Source organism: Hungatella effluvii (assembly GCF_003201875.1).
Classification (GTDB): domain Bacteria; phylum Bacillota; class Clostridia; order Lachnospirales; family Lachnospiraceae; genus Hungatella; species Hungatella effluvii.
In genome coordinates this window covers 1-21,260 of record NZ_QJKD01000024.1, presented here as the reverse complement: position 1 = coordinate 21,260, position 21,260 = coordinate 1, and the positions used below count along the sequence as shown (strand labels likewise).

The 21,260-nt window shown below is 45.9% G+C and carries 17 protein-coding genes; 4 read left to right on the top strand and 13 right to left on the bottom strand.

The window, feature by feature from the left end; all coding sequences use genetic code 11:
• Positions 1–11 precede the first annotated feature (11 nt).
• Positions 12–1,442 (bottom strand): beta-Ala-His dipeptidase, encoded by a 1,431-nt coding sequence (gene pepD, locus DFR60_RS27455; protein ID WP_167437748.1) that lies wholly within the window; start codon positions 1,440–1,442, stop codon positions 12–14.
• A gap of 357 nt (positions 1,443–1,799) precedes the next feature.
• Between pepD and DFR60_RS27450 the strand changes: the two genes are divergently transcribed.
• Positions 1,800–2,636, top strand: coding sequence for an acetoacetate decarboxylase family protein (locus tag DFR60_RS27450; protein WP_110326152.1), 837 nt, complete (start codon positions 1,800–1,802; stop codon positions 2,634–2,636).
• A gap of 184 nt (positions 2,637–2,820) precedes the next feature.
• Positions 2,821–4,188, top strand: coding sequence for an NADP-specific glutamate dehydrogenase (gene gdhA / locus DFR60_RS27445; RefSeq protein ID WP_110326151.1), 1,368 nt, complete (start codon positions 2,821–2,823; stop codon positions 4,186–4,188).
• Positions 4,189–4,268: 80 nt separating this feature from the next.
• Here the strand turns inward: gdhA and DFR60_RS27440 are convergent, their stop codons facing one another.
• From DFR60_RS27440 to DFR60_RS27430, 3 genes are read right to left on the bottom strand one after another with little or no spacing between them, the layout of a single operon-like run.
• Positions 4,269–5,009: an amino acid ABC transporter ATP-binding protein gene (locus DFR60_RS27440; protein WP_110326150.1), complete on the bottom strand. Its 741-nt coding sequence runs from the start codon at positions 5,007–5,009 to the stop codon at positions 4,269–4,271.
• Positions 5,002–5,724, bottom strand: a complete 723-nt coding sequence (locus DFR60_RS27435; RefSeq protein ID WP_110326149.1) for an amino acid ABC transporter permease — start codon at positions 5,722–5,724, stop codon at positions 5,002–5,004. Before DFR60_RS27435 ends, DFR60_RS27440 begins: the two co-directional genes overlap by 8 nt.
• Before the next feature lie 16 nt (positions 5,725–5,740).
• Positions 5,741–6,577, bottom strand: coding sequence for a transporter substrate-binding domain-containing protein (locus tag DFR60_RS27430; RefSeq protein WP_110326148.1), 837 nt, complete (start codon positions 6,575–6,577; stop codon positions 5,741–5,743).
• A gap of 303 nt (positions 6,578–6,880) precedes the next feature.
• Here DFR60_RS27430 and DFR60_RS27425 point away from each other — a divergent pair, with 303 nt between their 5' ends.
• Entirely contained in the window at positions 6,881–7,684 is an 804-nt protein-coding gene (locus DFR60_RS27425; protein WP_167437747.1) for a DeoR/GlpR family DNA-binding transcription regulator, read from the top strand.
• Between the two features lie 56 nt (positions 7,685–7,740).
• On the opposite strand, the gene DFR60_RS27420 is transcribed toward DFR60_RS27425, so the two are convergent.
• Entirely contained in the window at positions 7,741–8,676 is a 936-nt protein-coding gene (locus DFR60_RS27420) for an isocitrate lyase/PEP mutase family protein (protein ID WP_110326146.1), read from the bottom strand.
• Positions 8,677–8,934: 258 nt separating this feature from the next.
• Here DFR60_RS27420 and hisC point away from each other — a divergent pair, with 258 nt between their 5' ends.
• Positions 8,935–10,041, top strand: coding sequence for a histidinol-phosphate transaminase (hisC, locus tag DFR60_RS27415; RefSeq protein ID WP_110326145.1), 1,107 nt, complete (start codon positions 8,935–8,937; stop codon positions 10,039–10,041).
• 115 nt (positions 10,042–10,156) lie between these two features.
• Here the strand turns inward: hisC and DFR60_RS27410 are convergent, their stop codons facing one another.
• From DFR60_RS27410 to DFR60_RS30710, 8 genes are all read right to left on the bottom strand, one after another.
• Positions 10,157–10,846 carry an MBL fold metallo-hydrolase gene (locus DFR60_RS27410; RefSeq protein ID WP_110326144.1) on the bottom strand — a complete coding sequence of 230 codons (690 nt, stop codon included), beginning with the start codon at positions 10,844–10,846 and terminating at the stop codon, positions 10,157–10,159.
• A complete protein-coding gene (locus DFR60_RS27405) occupies positions 10,840–14,031 on the bottom strand; it encodes a hypothetical protein (RefSeq protein WP_110326143.1) in 3,192 nt (1,063 codons plus the stop codon). The genes DFR60_RS27410 and DFR60_RS27405 overlap by 7 nt, the downstream gene beginning before the upstream one ends.
• A 15-nt stretch (positions 14,032–14,046) precedes the next feature.
• Positions 14,047–15,537 carry a response regulator transcription factor gene (locus DFR60_RS27400; RefSeq protein WP_110326142.1) on the bottom strand — a complete coding sequence of 497 codons (1,491 nt, stop codon included), beginning with the start codon at positions 15,535–15,537 and terminating at the stop codon, positions 14,047–14,049.
• Positions 15,509–17,317, bottom strand: a complete 1,809-nt coding sequence (locus DFR60_RS27395) for a sensor histidine kinase (RefSeq protein WP_110326141.1) — start codon at positions 17,315–17,317, stop codon at positions 15,509–15,511. The genes DFR60_RS27400 and DFR60_RS27395 overlap by 29 nt, the downstream gene beginning before the upstream one ends.
• 45 nt (positions 17,318–17,362) lie before the next feature.
• Positions 17,363–18,193: a carbohydrate ABC transporter permease gene (locus DFR60_RS27390; protein WP_110326140.1), complete on the bottom strand. Its 831-nt coding sequence runs from the start codon at positions 18,191–18,193 to the stop codon at positions 17,363–17,365.
• Between the two features lie 13 nt (positions 18,194–18,206).
• On the bottom strand, positions 18,207–18,905 hold the full coding sequence (locus DFR60_RS27385) for a carbohydrate ABC transporter permease (protein WP_243005199.1): 699 nt from the start codon (positions 18,903–18,905) through the stop codon (positions 18,207–18,209).
• A 215-nt stretch (positions 18,906–19,120) separates the two neighbouring features.
• Positions 19,121–20,500, bottom strand: coding sequence for an ABC transporter substrate-binding protein (locus DFR60_RS27380; RefSeq protein ID WP_110326138.1), 1,380 nt, complete (start codon positions 20,498–20,500; stop codon positions 19,121–19,123).
• Between the two features lie 488 nt (positions 20,501–20,988).
• Positions 20,989–21,260 (bottom strand): hypothetical protein (locus DFR60_RS30710; RefSeq protein WP_207659582.1); only part of this gene is annotated, 272 nt, incomplete at its 5' end.

Genomic DNA, 21,260 nt, shown 5'->3' with positions numbered 1-21,260 from the left:
TACCTTCTCCTTTACAGCTGCCGGATCAATGCCTTCAAAAAATGGATAGAACGGTCAAATGAACCCAGATCCAGATACTCGTCCGGTGTATGGTGCCCTGCATAAATAGCTCCGCTGGTCACGATATCCATATCCGGAAACATATGCTTAAACGCCCCGCATTCATTCCCTCCGTGTGCAGCCACATGATTCAGCGGAATTCCATATTCCTCGAAAAAAACACGGTCCATGATGTCCCGTAAAGGAGAATCTTTTAGGTACCGGTAACCGTAATAGTCATTCTTCCTGGTCATCTCAGCGTTCGTTTTTTCGCAGAGAAGAGCCGCTGCATGTTCCGCCTCATCCATACAGCTCTCAAACGGGCTGCGTGACGCATACAAAATTACCGCTTTCTCAGCCTCTACCGACACCGATCCTATATTGGCAGACCAGGAAGGAAGTCCATCCAGTGGAAGAAATCTGGCAAATACTCCGTATGGAAGCAGATATAGAAGCAAGGCAAGCTCCCTGCTCTCCGCCTCCGGAGCCGCCATGACGACCTCTCTCTCCGACAGTGTAATCTGGATACCCGAATCGCTGAACTCGTATTCCTCGCTAATCGCCTTTTTCACATCGTTTAATACTCTATCCAGATCTTTTCGCGGAGACTTTGATGTAAAAAGTACGACGGCCTCCGATGCAATTCCTGATTTCTTTGCTCCTGCCTTCATATCAGCAAGTCTGAAGGATATCCCTTCATGCAGAAAATGAAACAGCATGCGTCCCGCCAGCTTTCCCGCATTGGCCCGCTCTTTCCCGATATCATCACCGCTGCGCCCTCCCAGAAGACCGCTGATGCTCAGACAGTATCCCGGATCGTACACCGGAGTCATGGGAAGCTTCTTTTCGATCGTCATGTTTCTGGAACCCGCCAGCGTCGTGTAAGTTCTGTATTCTCCTGCCCCATCCAGATTGATGAGTCTTCTCGCCTTAAAATATTCTGGCTTAAGCGCCATTGCTCCATACAGCCCGATCTCTTCCTGAACGGTAAAGCAGCATTCCAGGTATGGGTGCTCCAGCTCCTCATCAGATAAAATATCCAGCATATACGCAGCCCCCATACCGTCATCCGCACCGAGCGTCGTACCCTTTGCCCTCAAATGAGTCCCTTCCGTATAAAGCTGAAGCGGGTCTGTTAAAAAATTATGAGAGGATTCCGGTATTTTTTCACATACCATATCGATATGGGCCTGGATGATAACGCCGGGGTGGTCTTCATATCCGGCCGTCGCAGCCTTATAGACAACGACGTTTCCCATCTCGTCCTGAACAAATGAAAGCTTATGCTTTACTGCAAACTGAACAATCCAGTCACTCAGCTGTTTCTCGTTTTCAGAACCGTGAGGAATTTTGCAGATCTCATTAAAGTAATAGCAATGTGGCTTTGTTATATCAAATTCCATACCATTTCCCCTCCATAACCTTAGCATTTGTGCAGTATTTTTATTTTATTTTGATTAAATGATAACTGATTGTGAAAAAACACCCCTTTTGCGTCTAAGTATAATAAAAAACAAACGGTTCGTCAATAGTATCTTACTAAAATTTCACATAATATCTTAAAAACATTGTCATATTATGATCTTATCTCCCTTTTCTTTTTCTCACCTTGTTGACAACTTTTCTTTTTTCTTTCTGTTTCTTTTCTTTTTGAATGGTATTTTTATGATTTCATTCGATTTATATTCCCGTTTTTCGTTGACTTAGAGTCATAACATTGCTATAATATCGTCATAATATAGATAAGGAGAGGATTTTCGATGGCTAAAATCACAGACTTAAAAGGTTTTTGTTACCCGCTGTCTCCCGAGGGAAAGTGTTCCTTATTAGGCAGCTATCCCTGGCACTACGGCACTGAGTACCTTAATATTGTATACCGCGCCGCTCCCGATGCCCTGGCTAAATGGATACCGGAGCCACTGACGCTGAGCAAAGAGCATCCCGATATCGCCTACGTGGCCTTCAGTAAATGGTGGTCCGTATGGGATGACGGCAGGGAACTGGCCTACACGAATCCGGAGCGGACGCAGTACAAAGAAGCCGCGATCTGGACAGGCTGTAACTATCAGGGAGAAGAAGCCCAGATCTGTCTTCCCATCTGGGTGGACAATGATTTTTCCATGGCCAGAGGCTGGACCATGGGATTTCCTAAAAAAATGGGGCAGATAAGCATTACCGACTATAATCCTTATAATCCCGGCATGCCGGAGATGGGGCCCGGTGCAAAGCTGACCGGAACCGTCGCCTCTCACGGAGAACGGCTGATCAAAGGAACACTCACCATAGACCGCCGTATTTCACCCGACGAGCTTCCGAAACCGCTTGGTCTCCCGCTCATCCATCTGCGTCATTTTCCCAGCCTGGTTCCCGGCCACAAGCCCTCTGTATGTGAACTTGTTAAGCTGGGCGCTGTGAATAAACAGACTGATCCGGTTGCATGGGCGGGCAGCGGCGATCTGGAATTTCTCCCCTCCGATCTCGAGGAGCATCTGCCTCTGGCACCCAAAGGAGAAATTATCGGCGCCTACTGGTTCCGCAATGGCTACACCTTCAACGGTGCGGAAGTTCTTCACGATTATACGAAAGACTGGAAGTAATCCACATCGAAAAGACACCCTCATGGTGTCTTTTTGCTTTCCTTCTTTTTGATAGTTTATTAACCATATTATTACTATATTTTGAATATATTTTGGTAAAAAGTGATTGACATCTCTATTCCCTTTGCTATAATAAAGGCATAAGAAAGGCATATTTATTTCAATATGAGGGAGAAGAAAGAAAATGCGAACCTACACAAGTGCAAAAGAGTACATTGATGCCGTTATTGAAACGGCCAGGCGCAGAGACGGGAACAAGCAGGAATTTTTACAGTGTGTGAAAGAGGTTTACTATTCACTGGAAAAGGTAATCGATGCACATCCGGAATATGTAAAAGCCGATATCCTGACCCGCATGATCGAGCCGGACAGATTTATCTCATTCCGTGTTGCCTGGGTGGATGACAACGGATTCACCCAGATCAACCGCGGATACCGTGTACAGTTTAACTCTGCCATCGGTCCCTACAAAGGCGGCCTCCGTTTCCATCCCACAGTAACCCCCAGTGTCATGTTTTTCCTGGGATTTGAACAGACTTTCAAAAATTCGCTGACCGGGCTTCCCATGGGGGGAGCTAAGGGCGGTTCTGATTTTAACCCCGCCGGAAAGAGCGACGGGGAAGTCATGAGATTCTGCCAGTCCTTTATGACAGGCCTTTATCATTATATCGGGCCGGATACGGACGTCCCGGCCGGTGATATTGGAGTTGGTGCCAGAGAAATCGGTTATCTGTTCGGTCAGTATAAGCGTATCCGTATCGCGTTTGAAAACGGTGTAATCACTGGAAAACCGCGTGCCTACGGCGGCTCTTTGATCCGTCCGGAAGCTACCGGTTACGGCGCTGTTTACTATACGAATGAAGTGCTGAATCACGAGAACGAATCGATCCAGGGAAAAACCTTCGCAATCTCCGGTTTTGGCAACGTAGCATGGGGAGCTATCAGCAAAATCGTGGAACTGGGCGGTATTCCGCTTACGATCTCCGGCCCTGACGGATACATATATGACAAAGACGGAATTGTCACAAAAGAAAAAATCGATTACCTTCTTGAGATGCGCGCCTCCCGCCGTGACCGGGTTCAGGACTATGCGGATAAATTCGGAGTCCCGTTTTATCCAGGCAAACGTCCATGGGAAGTAAAGGCAGACGTTGCCATGCCATGCGCAACCCAGAACGAGGTTGATCTGGAAGATGCAAAGAAAATTGCCGCGAACGGTACCAGATACTATATCGAAGTCGCAAATATGCCTTCCACCTCTTCCGCGCTGGAATACTTAAGTGCCCGGGAAAACATAATTGTAGCGCCATCGAAGGCAGTAAATGCGGGCGGCGTCTGTGTTTCCGGTCTTGAGATGAGTCAAAACAGCCAGAGGCTGTCCTGGACGGCCGAAGAGGTTGATACCCGTTTAAAGACAGCCATGAAGGATATCTATAACAATTCTGTCGATGCTGCCAAACGGTACGGTCTGGGTTACAACCTGGTCGCCGGAGCCAATATTGCAGGCTTCGAAAAAGTGGCGGATGCGATGATGACACAGGGTGTTTACTAATAATTTCCAACATGCCTTTCTTAAAAGGGAGTCCGGTCTGCCGGACTCTCTTACTTCATATACTGCATAAATCTATTACTTTAATGATTATTAATCCTCTGAATAAACTGTCTGGTCCTGTCATGCTTCGGATTGGCAAAGAATTCTTTCGCAGGCCCTTCTTCCAGAATAACACCATCGGAAAAGAAAACTACACGGTCCGCCACATCTCTGGCAAACGCCATCTCATGGGTCACGATAATCAAGGTTGTCCCCTGATGTGAGATTGAACGGATCACGTCCAGAACCTCGCCTACCATCTCCGGATCCAGAGCAGAAGTCGGTTCATCAAACAGGATTACCCTCGGATTTAAAGCCAGGGCGCGGGCAATGCCTACTCTCTGCTGCTGACCGCCGGAAAGCTGATGGGGATAGTAATTCATGCGGTCCTGCAGGCCGACTCTGGCAAACTCTTCCTTTGCGATCTTTTTCGCATCGTCCTTATTCATCTTTTTCACTACAATCAGTGCTTCCATCACGTTCTCCAGGGCAGTGCGATGGCTGAACAGATTGAATCCCTGGAATACCATGGCTGTGTTTCTCCTGACATTCAGAATATCCTTTTTACTGATCTTGCCCGACATATCAAGTGTTATATCATCCAGCGTCAAAATGCCTTCCTCTGCCTTCTCCAGAAAATTCAGGGTTCTCAGAAAGGTAGATTTACCGGACCCGCTGGCTCCAATTATGGCAACTACGTCACCGGTCTCCACCCGGTAATCAACCCCTTTAATAACCTGGTTGCTGCCAAAACTTTTCTTCCAGTTTTTAACCTCAATCATCCTTTTTTTCCTTTCTCTCCCTGTAGTTCACTTTCTTTTCCAGCCACTTAAATGCAAACCCGATGATAATACAGCACACCCAATAAATAATTGCGGTACAGATATACGCTTCAAAGTAACGCAGAGTCCGCCCTCCGATAATTTTAGCTTTTCCCATAATGTCCACAACTGCTATCATAAATGCCAGAGATGTCCCCTTGATCAGCGACGTAATCTGGTTTCCAAACGTCGGAATTGCCACAACGAGCGCCTGTGGTATCTCCACCCGGACCATGGTCTGAAGCGTCGTCATTCCAAGAGATTTAGCCGCCTCGATCTCCTTTCTGTCGATGGAAAGAAGCGCGGCTCTGATAATTTCTGATTCATACGCGGTCTCCTGAACCACAAACGCCACCAGGGCAAACGCAAACGCCGGAACCATATTCACATTCATATCCGTCCCGTACTCTAAGTTGACCGCCCGGAGCAGAATCGGGATTCCGTAGTAGGACAGGTACAGTAAAACCATGAGCGGTACGCCCCGGACAAAAGAGAGGTATACTGAGCAGAACTGACTCAGCACGGGAACCTTTCGTATACGCGCGATTGCCATGCCAAACCCCAGGACCACGCCAAGGACCATGGCCACCACCGTCAGCCCCAGAGTCACAGGAAGTCCTTCCAGGATTTTCGGCAGATACTCCCAAATTGCTTTTACATCAAATATTTTATTCATACGCAGCTTTCTCCAATCAGTGTTCCGGTACCAGATCCATTCCAAAATATTTTTCACACAGCTGGGACATCGTACCATCGTCACGAATCTCTTTCAAAACTGCGTCTATCTTCTTCTGAAGTTCCGTATTATCTTTTGCATAGAGATAAAAAGAGTCCGGCTTCTGAATTTCATCCGCATTCTCAATATCCAGCAGCTTTAAATCAACCCCAAGTTCCTGCTTTGCTATTGCGAAATCTGCTGCCGCATGAATACACGCATCGTACCGTCCGGTTGCGACCATGTTCATGATTTCTATAGAGCTGGCGTCCACATAATCGATATTGATCTTCTGATCCGGATGCTCCTCATTGTAAGCCTCCAGCCACATGGCCTGCGCGGTTCCCGCTATGTGAGCAATATTTTTTCCGGCAAGGTCTTCAATCGTCTTTATATTGTCTTCCTCCTGGCGCACGCCCAGGACTGTGGGGCTGTGAAAATAGGGAACTTCGGAATACAAATAGCTGTCCGCGCGTTCCTGTTTCCACGATATTCCACCACCTATGATGTCATACTGACCAGATTCCAGGCCCGGAAACAATGCGGAGAACTCCCCAGTATAAATCAGATCGATGACTGCATCAGGAAGACGCTGATCCACTTCTTTCATGATTGCAATTTCATAGCCGTCCAGTTCACCTTCTTCATTTACAAAGTTATAGCGCGCCGATTTGCCCGGACAGGCGTATGTAAGCTTTGTAACCTCACCGGTGCCTCCGCCCGAAGCATTGGCGCTCTCTTTCCCTCCGGATCCGCAGGCGGCAATCGAAATAGCCGCCATAACTACTGCTGCAATTGTTATTGCTCGTTTCATGTCCCTTTCCTCTCTTTCTTCTATACACGTGTATTTTAAAAACAGCACCGATATCCTGGTACTATTACCTAATACAGATATACAGCATTATGACAACTTTGTCAATTATTTTTCGCTATATTTTCATCATTTATCCTCTAGATACAGTCACAATATAGTATTATTATTGTCATTATCACAAAAAGTACTGCCTGATTTTTTATTTTTATGAAAGGATTTTCATACTTTTCCCCTTTTCCTTGCTAAAACTCCTATTTTCTGATAAAATGGAAGAAAATGATTATGGAAACGGAGAGACTTCTCATGAAAATGTTATCAATTCAGCGCCGTGAGGCGATTCGGGCGTTATTATTAGAAAAAGAAAGCATTACCATTGCTGAAGTAATGGAAAAATTTCAAATCAGTGTAGAGACAGCGCGCCGCGATTTTGATGCATTGGCAGATGAAGGTTTTCTAAACAAGGTTTACGGCGGTGCCACACTGAAAAAACGGACTTCGGCCCTTCCGCCCAAGAAGCTTTTGGACAGCACCTTTTCAGAGGGGAAGACCCGTATAGCCAAAAGAGCCGTCCGGTTCATCAAATCAGGTGATACGATCTTTTTGGATAATTCCGACACGGTCTTTCACATGTGTGAAGGCCTGGCAAACATGAATATTACCGTTCTGACCAACTCACTCGCAGTGATTAACTGTCTTTCCAAAAGCAGTACCATCCATCTGATCTGTGTGGGCGGCAGATACGATATCAGTGAAGAATCATTTCTGGGACCGACAGCTTCCGAGTATCTGAGACGGTTTCAGGTAGACCGGGCATTTTTCTCCTGCAAATCCTTCGACATGGCAAGAGGACTGGGCGTCTCCGACGAACGGGTCGCAGACATGAAAAAAACCATTATACAGTGCGCGGAGCAGAGGTGCCTCCTGGCCGATCACAGCAAATTCGGAAAGGTATCCTTCGCTCATTTCTGCGATTTTGATGAAATAGATAATCTCTTTACCGATGAAGTGGTCTCCGATGAATGGCATGATTACTTTGACCGTCATAATGTCAGACTCTTTGAATGTCCGGAAAGCGGCGAAATTCAGCCAGAAGAAAACTTTTATTAACCATCTAACAAAAGACGGTGCTGTCGTTGATCTGACAGCACCGTCTTTTTTCTCTCTTACCGTTTTGTTAAATCAAGCTTATCTCCCCAGAACGTATTATGTATTCCCGAGAAGCCCGCCTCTAAGTCCAGCCACTCCTGTACCGGATAAAACGGCTGCGCGCTCTGGCCGGAAATATTATATGGCATATCATCACGCGGATAAATGTTATTCTGCTCATCTGCCACACGAAGCGCATAATTCAGCATTCCCACCATGGCTCCTTTCATCAGAAAATGCATGGTTACGATATTGTAGCCCAACGGATACAGGTCCTTTGCATCCATGGTCGGCTGTTTAACCGACTGGTTGATATCCGGGAACATCTTCCACACATCCGGAAACTCCTTCGAGAAGCGCTCGGCCTGCTCCGCGGTCTTCAGCTGGTTGACCAGCAGCATATCAGCGCCGGCTTCAAGTGATCCTCTGCATCGCTCAATCGCATCCTGGAATCCTTCTTCTGTGTTAATCAGCACATTGGTACGTGCAATGAAAATACACTCGGTGCCTTCCAGCGCGGCCTTCGCTGCCCGTACCTTTGCCCAGTACTCTTCTTTCGGAATAATATTTTTCTCCACAACCCCTTTTGCAAATCCCGGCTCCGATTCATCTTCCATCAGAATCGCCGCAGCACCTGCGGCAGCCAGACGCTTACACGTACGGTATACATTCTGTGGTCCGCCAAATCCGTCTTCGGCATCCACGATAATCGGCAGCGGGCAATTTTCCGTAATACGACTGATGATCCACTCCAGTTCCGGCAGACTGAGAATGCCAAGATCCGGAAGCCCATCCATAGCCATGGAAAGCTCTGCTCCGCTTAAACAGAGTGCTTTGAAACCTGCCATATACGCAACTCGCGCAGAAGCGGAATCAAACACACAGGGAGCAATAATCCCCTTTTCCTTCTCAAGAAGCTCTTTGAAAGATATTCTTTTTTCTCTGATACTCATGATAAATCGTCTCCTTTCGGCTTTGCCTTTAAAATTTCTCCGGTCACCTCATGCCTGGCCCCCCGGAATCCAATTACTTTCAACCTAACTATACTGTCATGCAATGCGTTTGTCAATCCATTTTGACTATTTTATGATAACTTTTTAAATATATTCATTGGTTTATTGCATGTTTTATGGTGATTTTAGATTGACAAACTTTCATGACCATGCTACAATCTGGTTAATTACTACAATATGTAAAGGAGCAGTTTAATCATGTTTGAACATCTTGCTCAGAGCTATGCTCTGAAAAAAGCACCCTCTACCGTAATTCCGGTAGGTATTTCCATCAAGGCCGCAAAGGAAAAATACGGCTTAGACACCCTTTATAAGCTGGCCTCCAACGAGAATCCCTATGGCGTATCGCCCAAGGCGCTGGAAGCCATGGCGGCCGCGTTAAACGACTGTCACCTCTACCCGGACTCCACCCGTGACACCGTTTTAAAAAACAAGCTGGCTGCAAAACACGACATGCTTCCGGAGAATATCATGATTACATGCGGTGCCGCCAACGCCCTGGCCTTTGCAGGCGAGGCATTCATAAAGCCCGGCAACGAATGTATTATCACCTCCCCTGCCTACCCGCCATATTACTACATTGTTTACAAGAATAACGGCACCATTGTAGATATTCCCTCCAGAAAAGATGATATGAAACTGGATACGGAAGCGGTTCTAAATGCAGTAACGGACAAGACACGCCTCGTGTTTGTATGCAATCCTAATAATCCAACCAGCACCTGTCTTTCCGGAGATGAGCTTTACTCATTTATTCAGAAATTCCCTAAAGATGTTATCGTGGTAGTCGATGAGGCATACATAGATTTTACAGATGATCCGGAGAATACCACCATGGTTTCCCGCCTGAAAGATCAGCCTAACATGGTCGTCGTTCGAACATTTTCAAAGCTTTATGGAATGGCTGGCATCCGTATGGGATATGCGCTTGCCTGCCCTGAGATCATCGGCTATATGAATAAGGCCATGGCGGCCCGTTCTTTAAATACAGTAGGAATTGAAGGCGCGATCGCGGCCCTCGATGATGAAGAATTCCGTCTGAAAACAGTAAACAGCAACCGTGATGAGAGAACGTACTTAACAGATGAGTTTACAGCGCTGGGCTACAGGGTTTACGAATCTCAGGCTAACTTTATCTACGTGGATTTTGGCTGTTCCTGCCATGATCTCTATTTCGCGCTCCTGCCCTATGGAGTCATGATACGCGGTGATTTCCCTTATGCCCGCATATCCATCGGCACCCATATCCAAAATGAAACTCTGGTTAATGCAGTAAAAGACCTTAGAGAAAAGAATGAACTGTAGCGCCATGAGTTTTTGATGATCCTGCCATACACTTTTTAAACCATACGACAAAGAACAGGCTTCCAAATCTGAAATCCAGGATTTGGGAGCCTGTTCTACGATACGAATCAACTGTTTAATTTACCACTTTCGCCATACAAAATCCCGCCTCCAGGATCTCTTCTTTAAAATCACAGTCAAGATGTATGCAGGTAATCCTTTCTCTAAGAGAAGGATCCGCCACCATCTTCAGTGCATTGAAATTGCCATGCCCCGATTCAGCCGGTGCATATTTGGCGGTATCCAAATAGAGGCGTGTGAATTTCCCCGTCCTCAGTCCCTCCAGCATCTTACTGTCAACCAGCCCGCTGTCTCCACTATAATAGATTGTCTCCTCTCCATCACCGATCTCATACCCGAAACACCCCATAGAGGGATCGTGATACACACGTCTCGCCTTAATCCCTAAAGGCAATTCCTCCGGCCGCCAGGCAGTATATTCATAGATTTCACGGTCAATCCCACTTAATTTTAAATATACATTCAACCGCTCATCCGGATAGAAAACCCGAACACGAATTCCCTTTTTAAACCAGGAATAAGCGATTAAATCTCCCAGACTGCCAATATGATCCGTGTGCATATGGGTAATAAGAACAGTAATGTGGCGAGCCTCCTTATATTCAGACAACTGATAGAGTTTGTGGAACACCAAAGACCCGCAGTCTATCAGATACAGAGTATCACCATGCAGGAAAAAGGCAGCTGTATTGCCCAGTTCCGGATAAAAAGCCGCTCCTGTTCCCAGGAAATGGAGTTCTAACATCTCGTGATTTCTGGCGCCTTCAATATTCCGGCTGATTGGAGGCAGTATTCATAGGACCAGGCATCCCCCTCGCTCCTCCAGTATCCCGGCGCCGCTTTATGGTCGGAATCATCACAATTATGGAGTGCACCAAATGTATTTAACCTGTTTCCAAACGCCGTAATATCTATGCGCTGTTCTCCTTTCTCAATTTTTTCCGTTACCAGCTCATACGGTGAAAATGCGATATTCCCCTGCTTCTTCTCACGATAATCAACGCGGAGAACCGGTGAACGAAACTTTCCCACCTTGATTTTCATCGGATGTCCTTCCCCTATAACACTTATGTGATAGGTCACATTTCCTCCATAAAACGGAAGTCCCTGTACTGTCCAGTCCCCGAAATCCAAGTCCCCTGAAAATGTTGTCACCACGGCTCTGCGTCCAGTTACCTTAACACCAAACCCGCCTAAAAGAAAAACTGCTTCCAGATTGGTCCTGCTGCCAAATGAACAGACCATCCGAAGTTCATTCCAGCCCTTTTTCAGTCCCCCTAAAGCTACTTTTTGAATCCTCTTATCCACATACCAGCCAACCGGCTCTCCGGCAACAGGATTCCCCTGCCAATAAACTTCAGTCTCTTCCGGCCGTTCCAGGGCCAGCCATACCTCCCGGACCTCACACTCCGAGTATATAAAGTAACGCAGTTCAACCTTATGTATTTCTTCGTCCGCCTTCTGCTTTACCCATGGCTGAGGCCACGCCTCCATGCGCAGAGAGTATCCCAGCCGTTTCCGTATTTCATTGTCAATCCTCAGTATTTCCTCTTCTTCCTTCCATTCCTCTCCATCCAACGAATACTCCGGCATATCTAATACGAGTACGTTCGGCTCGGATAGAGACACTCGCGTTCGTTTGCAGTATTGGACTTCCTGATCTCTGTTTTGCCCCTTCTCCACTGCTATCTGCCCCTCTTCTCCGGCTTTTTCTCCTACTGTTTGTCCTTTTTGGCTTACCTTCTCTCCTTTTGTCCGCGTCTCCTGCTCCTCACTAAAAAATGGTCTTAAGTGGATCAATACGCTGTCGTGCTCATAAATTCTTACCTTTGTCTCTGTCCATCCATCAAGTCCTGGCCGCGCTTCCATATCTTCTCCACGACCACTCACAGCATCCAGCCGCCGGCATAACCAACTCCCCCTCATTCGCACGATTATAATCCGTACTCTGGCCGTATCCTTTCCTTTCGGATTCTCTTTGTGCGCTATAAAAAGAAAACGTTCTGTGCCCTCTTCCCGGAGCTGGCAGATCACATCATCAATTCTTCCACACCCCTGCTCGAATAATTCAACCTCTGAAAACTCCTGAAGTTCCCCTAGCAGGCTGCTTCTCATAAACGGAACTGTTTTACACTGCTCCGCCAGCCTCACTCCTTCACTGGAAAGTTTTCCATTCACACAGGCCGGAATTCTCCCACAAAAAACAACAGCGCCTCCCCTGCTGTGAAACTCCTTTAGTGCCTCCAGTGTCGCCCATCGGATCGTCTCCATATTTGGTACAATAACCACACGATAGCTCATTTCCCCCACAGAAAAACCAGCCCCGGCACACCCTCTGTATAATTCCGGAAGCAGCGCCTCCGATATGAAATCAAAATCAAAACTGCCTCCGATCAGCCAGTCCGTCAATTGCAAAAACTGCTCATCCAGTTCCATTACCCGTTCTCCCGTCTTTTCCAGTGTTCCCCAATGCAGCCAGCACGTTTCTATCGGATGAATTACCCCGATTCTTACAACTGCATTCCCCCGGCTCATGACAGACGTAATCCGGGCAAAATAGTCTTCCATCAGCCGATACTCCTGATACCATGGGGACTGGTAAAAAATAGAGGCAGGATAATCCCTTTTTGCTTCCCCTTCCATTGATGTCCAGGAAAGATGAGGTGCCCGCATTGTAACCCCCAGAGCTGCCTGCCAGTCCCCCTGAAGCTTATGCCCCCGAAAATCATAGTCCCAGTTCGTTACCCCGAACAGTTCACTGATCATATCAGATTTTCCATATTGATGAACGATGCTCTGCGCCTGTTTTGCAGTCGTATATTCATGCCGGTCGCAGAGAATGTCGATACCGGGAATTTCAAATGCCGGATAAGCGCGCATCGCCTCCCCCACATACTGGGTCTGGGACGAGAGGAGCGGTTCCTTCATAAGATGACCGGTCAGAGCCAGTCTGTGGTTCTTGCACCACTTACCAATCTGTCCGGCATAACTTTCGGCAAACATCTGACTTGTCAAATCATGATAACAGTACCTGGCCAGGGAAACTCTGTCCTCCCAGTCATAGAACAATTCCGGCAGTGCATCCATCAGGTCAAAATGGTATTTCTCCAAAAACAGCTCTGGAAGTACATCCGTAAATGGAAGAATGACCGTTTCCCGGCTTTCTATCCCCTCCGCCCGCTGCTTCGGTGTAAACTGAGGCTCATCCGTGAATATTCCAGGGATCCTGCAGCCAAATTTATCGCCAAGCTTTAGACGGTATCCCTCATAGGTTATATCAATAAACTGTTTTATTGCTTCCGTATTTAATGTATCCACATACGACTGGCCATTAAACCATGGATTATCGCCTGAGATTTCCAGGTAAGCCCACCACAGAAAGGTCTGCTCTCCCTCCTCCGTCTGCGCCTTATGCAAATTCAAATCCTTCAGCCTTCGATACGATTTTAAATAACCATTCTTTCCTGTTACTTCATATATACTGTAAAATTTTCTTTCTCCACTCCTGACAGGGGCCGCAGAGGAAGTAAAGCCCCTGTTCTCCACAATCTGTCCTTCCCTAAGCGGCTCTGGAGACCAGACCAAAAAACGGCTGCGGTTTGCCTTCTCCTTCGTCACGAGACCTCCTGCAAAACCGGAAGGCCACCGGTCCTCGTCATAAAGCCACGGAATAAGCCCTGTTTCTTCCGCTCGGCTGCACGCATAATCAATTAGATCCATGAATTTTTCGCCTAAATAGGGGATATTAAGCCCCGTTCTGCTGTGAAGAAACGCCCCTCCCATTCCCATCTCCTTAAAAATAGAAAGGCCGAAATCGATGTCTTCCTTCGTCATCTCTGTATTCCACGCCCAAAACGGAAAATCCCTGTATTCCACCGGCGGGTCTGCAAATATCTCTTCTGAAAATTCTTTCTGATTTTCCCGATACACCTTACTACCTCCAACTCATCCCACCGAACCACGTTCAATATACTCCGATGGAGACACGCCCGTTACTGCTCTGAATATTCTGCTGAAATAGAACTGGTCCTTATAGCCCGCCATCATAGCGATATCCTTAATAAACATCTGGGGATTCCTCTCCATGATGCGTTTTGCCTTCTCTATGCGGACTGTGCGCAGATAGATATTAAACGATTGCATCCCATATTTCCGGAATATCATGTTTAAATAGGACTGAGACAGTCCGAATTCCCTGCAAACCGTGGAAACCGTGATATCTTCCGCCATATGCTGGTCAATATAGCACTTTATCGTGTCTAAAAACTGATTAGAATCCAGTTTTACTGCCTCCCTGTCCTCCTTCCAATACCGTATAAAAATACTTTTTAAGCTGTCGAACAGTTCTTCTACACTGCCAGCATAGTAAAATGCATCCTCCATCATCATCTCATCCTCAAATACATCCCCCCGAAAGTTCCTGTACTGCTGAATTTTAAGCGCCAGCTGCCTCACGAACCGCTCCAGACAGAGCTGCGGATAAGCCGCCCTCTCTGTACTCTTTATAAATTCCCACAGCCGTTCTAAGAGCATATCATATTCTTTCTTCTCCAGGAATCGCTCCATACTCCTTAACGCCTCCTTATCATAGAGCTCCTTCCTCTTGTCCATATCCTTTTCGCCTTCCTCCGCAAAAAATCTTTGGTTGACCCCTATGGACAGGCGGCTGTTTAAACTTCTGTATATCTGCTCCATAGCCTTAGGAAGCCAGCTTCTTTCCACGGCCTTCTCCATCATCACCGTAGTCACAAAGTTGCTGTCATTCTTTTTTCTGAATGCCTCCTTCTCAATCATAAGGCTGAATGCCCGATCGTTAAGTGCATTTGCAGGACAGATATAGAGAGCCTCCCTCTCATCACGCCCATACACAAATATCGTATCTTCCAGCTCAGAGAGCATTTCCATTCCATAATTCCCGGTAAAACGCCTTGGAAGCCCATTTTCCCGAATGACAGCCAGATAGTATTCCTCTTCCGGAAAGTACGTTCTGATTTCATCCTCATCGGCCTTTTCTCCCGCCACCACCTGACGTACCAGTACTTTCCGCTGTTCATACATCCTGCCTTTCAACTTTTTAATAATCGGGGCAGCTGATGTTACAAAATTAGCTGGTGTCATTGGTTTTAATACATAATCAGAAACTCCAATCGAAAGAGCCTCTTTTACATATTTAAATTCCTGATAACCGCTTACCAGAAGAATCTGTGCCTCCGGGTTCATTTCCCTGATGGCTTTTACCATAAGAAGGCCATCCATAACCGGCATCTTAACGTCGCTTACCACCAGATCCGGTTCCAGCACCTGGTACTCCGCCAGACCTTCCAGTCCATTTTCCGCCGTTCCCACCACGTTCAAATCAGGACATTTCATTTTTATAATATTGCAGATATACTCCACCGCACTTGGCTCATCGTCCACTACCAATACTCGAAACATCTTCCCCCGCTCCTGCTGATACCGGCACAGCTATAACTACGGTTGTCCCGCTTTCCAGTCCCATAATCTCCAGTTTCACATCATCGCCAAAAAACAGTACGAGACGTGCATAGGTATTAAGCAGCCCCATACCGCCAATTTCCATCTCGATGCTTTCATGACGGTTTAGCAGACTATCCCTCATTCGTATCATCTGCTGTTCCAACTGTTCCACCGTCTCTTTTTTTATCCCTTCTCCGTTATCAGTAAATACCGCAATCCAGTGCTCTCCCGACTCTGTAAGCTTTATGGTAACAGTTATCTTCATCACGTCATTTTTCCCGTTAAACCCATGCTTAATGGAATTTTCTACAATTTGTTGAAACGCTATTTTAGGTACCAGCTGGCTGCCAAGCCTCTCATCCACCTCGATAAGATATTCCAGCTTATGCTGATACCGAAGCTTCATCAGATACAGATACTGCTTCAAATAGATTAACTCCTCCGCTATCGTGGCATAACGTATCTTATTGCCAGTGGCATAGCGAAGCATACCGGACAAACTTCCACAAATTTCACAGATGGTTTCGTCCCCCAGCATCAGTCCCCTCGAAGAGATAACGTTCAGTACATTATGAAAAAAATGAGGATTAATCTGAGCCTGCAGAAGGTCGTATCTTGCCTGAAGCTGCAGATAGGATAAGTTCTTCTCCTGAATCAGGGATTCTTTCAGTCTCCGTAAAATCCTTTCATATGTATTAGTAAGAGCCGTAATCTCATCCATGCTGTTCTCTATATGGATCGCTTCCCCCATATTCTCTGTATTAGTCTGCTCCATCTGCCTGCGCAGCTCATTAATCGGCCGCGCAAGATTCTGTGATATACGGACAATAAACAAGATAGACAGTGACACGAAAAGAAGCAGAATCCAGAATGCCATCCACAGCGGACCGGACATCTTCTGTGTAATGACACGTCTGTCCTCCGCCAGCAAAATTGTAACTCCTGTAAGTTCAGAGTAGACACTGGACACGATCTCATTGCGGCCCGTCACAGGATTCTTTCTATCCGTTACCGTGTGCTTCTCACTCTTACCCAGCCCCTCATAGTACTGCATCATCTCTTCGTTTTCAAGTCCATATAGGGCGCCGCCCCCATCGTATACAGCGGCTACCCGAATATTGTCATCAAAAATCTCAAAGATGCGTTTCAGCGAATCTTCTGTCTTCTGTACCTCTAAATATCCCATATTGCTGCCTAAAATCTCCCGGATGACCCCATATATGACAGGTGAGGTCTTCATTCCCCAGGGATCCTCATGAGGCAGAACCAGTCCGGTCCTTCCTTTCTTACCCGTAGCGCCTGTTATCCATACCTCCTGTTCCTCCGGAATCATATTTTTGATCTTTCGTTCATCAAAATCATAGCTTGCAAATATGTCGCCACGATTATTATAAATTAAAACCCTGTAAAAATTTTTCACAATATGGTAGGTGTTCAGTCTGATCATAATCTTCTTTTTCGCTTCTACCCGATAATCGCTGTCCTCATAAATGGTAGCCAGAATTTTTAAATTATCCAGAATCACAGGGTCAGAAAGAAGAGACTCCGTCATCTCCTGCATGGATCGGTATTCCATCTCCAATTGCTGCATCATCTGTCCTGACAGGGTCTGTAAGTAAGAATACTCCTGCTCCGCGTACCGTTTTCGGGAGGAATTATAATACAGCACAATTATAATCACCACAGATATAAAAAGAAGAAGTACATAATTCAACAGAATTTTTCGCTGAAACCTCATACCATTCCCCACCTTTTCCGGGCGTAGCTGACCTTAGGCCTCAACCTAGCCTTTGACCGCCCCCGCCGTCATACCATCAACAATTCTATCATTCAGTATAAAGAAAATTATGAGCATAGGCAAGACAATCAGTATCACATCCGCAAATAATAAATTGTAAGAACTGGAAAATTGCCCCATAAAACTGTATAGTGTCAGCTGAAGCGTTACATTCTTTGTTCCTGGAAGAAAATACAGCGGATTCATAAAATCATTAAAAACGGAAACCATATTGAGAATCGTAACTGTGGCACTCACTGGTTTTAGCAGTGGAAATACAACCGTCCAGAACATCTTCCATTGGGAGCATCCATCGATATATCCGGCATCCTCCAGTTCAATGGGAATTGATGCCATAAATCCCCGATACAGCATGACAGTAAACGGAGTATGAAGCGCCACCTCGATAAGAATCATCCCCACCATAGTTTTGTAAAGGCCTACACTTTGCAGTACCCAGATCGTAGGCATAATGGCTGGCGGCACCATAAGGCCAACCAGAATTACAGCGTTTGCGGCTGTAATTTTTCTGTCGCTGCGCCTCTGCAGCACATATCCGGCCATAGATGAAAATACAACCAGCAGCAGAATGGAAAAGAACGCCAGAATAAAGCTATTCTTATACGCCCGCAGCAACATATAGTTCTGCTCCTTTATGACGTCAAGAAAGTTTTCAAAATGCACGCTTTCCGGTAGTGAAAGCCTCAACTGGTTAGCCGATTTTCTGTCTTTTAAAGAATTAACGAGCATAAATAAAAAAGGAATAACAAATATAATAAACCCCGATACAACACCGACTGCAGTCGCTGCAAAACACCGTATATTTTTCTTCTTCATTTTAACTGCCCTCCTATTCTTCACGGCTGATCAGAAACTTCTGCAGAGGATAAGCAATGAGTCCAATTACTACCAGCATAATAACGTTTCCTGCTGTAGAGAGGCCGTAATATCCCGCGGCGAACTGTTTATATACAGAAAGTGCGATTACTTCGGTTGCAGTCCCCGGCCCTCCCTCTGTCATGGCTTTAATTAAGTCAAATGTTTTCATACCTGTCACCAGCGCCAGGATAATAACAGAATTCATTGCCGGCCGGCATAATGGCATTGTGATATAACGCAGAAGCTGAATCCCTCTCGCTCCATCCACCTCCGCCGCCTCATAATAAATCCTGTCTATGGCCTGGATTCCAGAAATAAAGATGACGGTTGCGACTCCCAGTCCCTTCCATACATCTGTACCTATAACAGAAAATAATGCAATATCCGGGTTTCCAAGCCAGTTAATCCCTTGTCCTCCAAAAAATATAATAACTTTATTAAACAATCCCCGGGATGGATGCATCAATGCCGCAAATGTAATTCCTACAGCAACAGAACTGACCAGATGAGGAAAAAACACCATTGACCTCAGGGTTCTTTTTAAGCGGATATTCCCGGTTAGATATACGGCCAGAAAAAAGCCCAGCACGACTTTTATGGCACAAGTGGAAAACGCGTAGAGAAACGTGTTAATCATGCTGCGGCTGAGCGCTTTATCTTTAAAAAACATTTTAAAATTTTCCAGTCCTACAAAGGTGACATTCGTAAAGCTCCAGACTGTCAGACTAAAATAAAGGGAGATAATAAGTGGTAATATGAAAAGTCCGATAAAAACCACCAACGTAGGCGCTAAAAACCATCCGGAATATCTTTTTTTCTGTTTCAATACTCTCACCTGCTTTCACAAAAGAGGATGTTTCCACATCCTCTTTTATTTTCAATCACTTATTTCCAATCGAGTCCAAGTTGAAGTGCCTGGAGCTTACAGTCCTCGTCATAATCTGAAGCGGCCTCTTTTCCAGTAGTAAGACCAGATATCAGCGACTGCGTAATAGTAGAACAATTCGCACCTTTCACTGCTGTCTCAAATTCCATGGCAACTTTTGTTTTATTATGATCAAAGTAAACCTGCATATCATTTTTTACTGCATCATAAGAGTTATCCGGAAGGGAGTACCCCTTAATACAGTACGGACCATCGGGAAGAATTGCTCCCGCATATGCATTCAGTGCTTCGTCTGAAATATAGAACTCCATAAACCGAAGTATGTCGTCCTTCTTATCAGAATTGATATTCCCATAAAGGGAATTGGGCATCCAAACGGTCAGACCATGATCATCCGCCTTATCTCCTGGAACCCCAAATACACCTATCTTATTAACCGTGTCTTCTCCATATAAAGAATAAATATTGGACAGAGCCTGCGTCAAACTGATCCAATGAGCCCCTTCTCCGTTAGCCAGCATATCGCAGGCTTCATCATATGTAGTTGCCGTATGTCCTTCCTGAAGATATCCCCACACATCTTCATACTTCTCCCAGCTTCTTATAGCTGCCGGATCTGAAACATATTTTGCATTTCCTTTTTCAAACTCCGCTACAAAATTCGGATTGGCTGACACCAGGTTGTAGTGGTCACCTAAAAACAGCACCTGTGTCATGGATTTTTTTGCCGTAGAGCTAATATAGGCGGTATACCCCGCTGCTTTTATCTTTTCACAGTTAGATAAGAATTCATCCCACGTGTCAGGGATCTTCAATCCCAATTCTTCATAGATGGGCTTATAATACATAACTGCACCTGCCTGCGTAGATGCAAATGGAACACCATAGACAGCCCCGTTCACAGTAACAGAATTCTTATAGGTCTCATCATACTTTTCTACAAAAGGCTGGTTGGTTAAGTCAATAAAGTACTCAGAAGGATTTAATGCGTCCAGCAGAGAACCCGAGTTATATACCAGCAGGTCCGTCATTTCTCCGGATGCAAGTCTCGTCTTAAGCACGCTGTCATCTACCTTGTACTCGATCTCAATCGTAATTCCAAGCTTTTCCTTCGCCAGATCGCACACAGCCTGAAGTCCGTCCAAAGATACGTTGTTGTCAATCAAAAGAGATAATGTCACGTCTTTCTTTTCCGCTTGTGTGGTTTCCTCTTCTTTTGCAGTTTCCTCTGCTTTCGTGGTCTCTTCTGCTTTTGTAGTTCCTTCTGCGCTTGTCTCCACAGCTGTTGTCTGGTTTGCAGAGCCGGAACATCCGGAAAGAGAAGATACTGCTGTCAGTGCAGCCAGTGTCCATGCTAAGATGTGTCTGTTTTTTCTCATAAAATACCCTCCTTCAATACTGATTACCATCGTCTGTTTACAGAAGCCTGTTAAAGTATTCTTATTATAGCATACCGGCCTTAACATACGACATGGACAATCCGCCAGAGTTGAATGCAGAAACTCATCTCTTCTCTTTGGAAACGCATTGTATTGGCAGCAGAATTAAAAAAAGCGGATTTCCATATCTTAGAAATCCGCTTCCGCATTAATTTTTGTGCACTGTCGAATCTGTATCTGCTACCGGAAAATAAACCGTATACATCTCTCTGCCAATATTTTTCAAAGGCTTGAAACAGAAATTCCGTTCTTGCCCTACCGTCCTGTAATCCTCCTTCCTGTGCTCCCACTCCCACTCATGGGAAGAAGTCAGGATTGACTGTGGATTGTCCTTATCTCCGTGAAGCTGGACTTCATCGGTAAAGCCAGCTCTCTCCAGCCGTCTGTCCTCCGGTTGCGAAGCTTCCCCGCCTGTTTACAGCCAGTTCTCAGTAGTTCTCCACTACTTTTCTGTATTGCTCCTCTCCTGTCATTTCATAGGCTCTGGCACATCCATGAATCTCCGGTATTGTCGCATTGGCGTCATAAAGGTAAACTATGCAGCTGGATGAAAAAAACGGGGCTGTGAAAAAATGGAGTTGCTCTGACTCCATTTTCCCAGCCCCCTTTATTTTTCGAAACATACAGGAAAAAAGTAGTAAAGAGCGCATACTTCCCCTTACCCCAGCAAACATGCGCTTTCTCCTCTTTAAGCCACTTT